Origin of the sequence: Vibrio anguillarum (genome assembly GCF_001989995.2) — a bacterium.
Lineage (GTDB): Bacteria > Pseudomonadota > Gammaproteobacteria > Enterobacterales > Vibrionaceae > Vibrio > Vibrio anguillarum.
Genome location: NZ_JAHGUP010000111.1, coordinates 1 through 532, shown reverse-complemented (window position 1 = coordinate 532; position 532 = coordinate 1). Strand labels below are relative to the sequence as shown.

Annotated in this window: 1 protein-coding gene; it reads left to right on the top strand. The window is 47.0% G+C overall.

The window, feature by feature from the left end:
* Nucleotides 1–34 precede the first annotated feature (34 nt).
* On the top strand, nucleotides 35–532 hold a 498-nt coding region (locus tag PL85_RS19145), incomplete at its 3' end, for an IS66 family transposase zinc-finger binding domain-containing protein (protein ID WP_194587148.1).

The following is a 532-nucleotide window of genomic DNA, read 5'->3' as shown; positions in this document are numbered from 1 at the left end:
GCCTTGACGTGGTGTTTTTAATATAATCAATGCCATGAAAAAGACGCCCGATATTAACCCAGAAAGCCAAGACATCGCCGAGCTTCAAGCTATGGTGAAAGCGTTGATGTCGGAGAAAAAAGAGTGGCAACAAGAGCGCCAATCCTTAATTGAGCAGTTTAAACTGGCCCTTGACCGTCAATTCGCCAAACGCTCGGAAGCGTTAAAACCGTATAACGAAGCACAGGGTGACCTCTTTAATGAGGCGGAATGTGAAGCGGCGAAATCGGAAGATGAGGTTATCACCACGACGACAATCAAACGTCGTGGTAAACGTCAACCGCTTCCTAAAGACTTGCCACGTGAAATTATCGAGCTTGACCTAGATGAGCACGACAAACAGTGCTCATGCTGCCAACACATTTTGCATAAAATCGGCGAAGACCGCAGTGAAAAGCTTGAGTTCACGCCCGCCGTCCTAAAAGTGTTGGAATATGTTCGCCCGAAATACGCCTGTCGTCAGTGTGAACAAGAGGCTGAAAAAAGCCACATT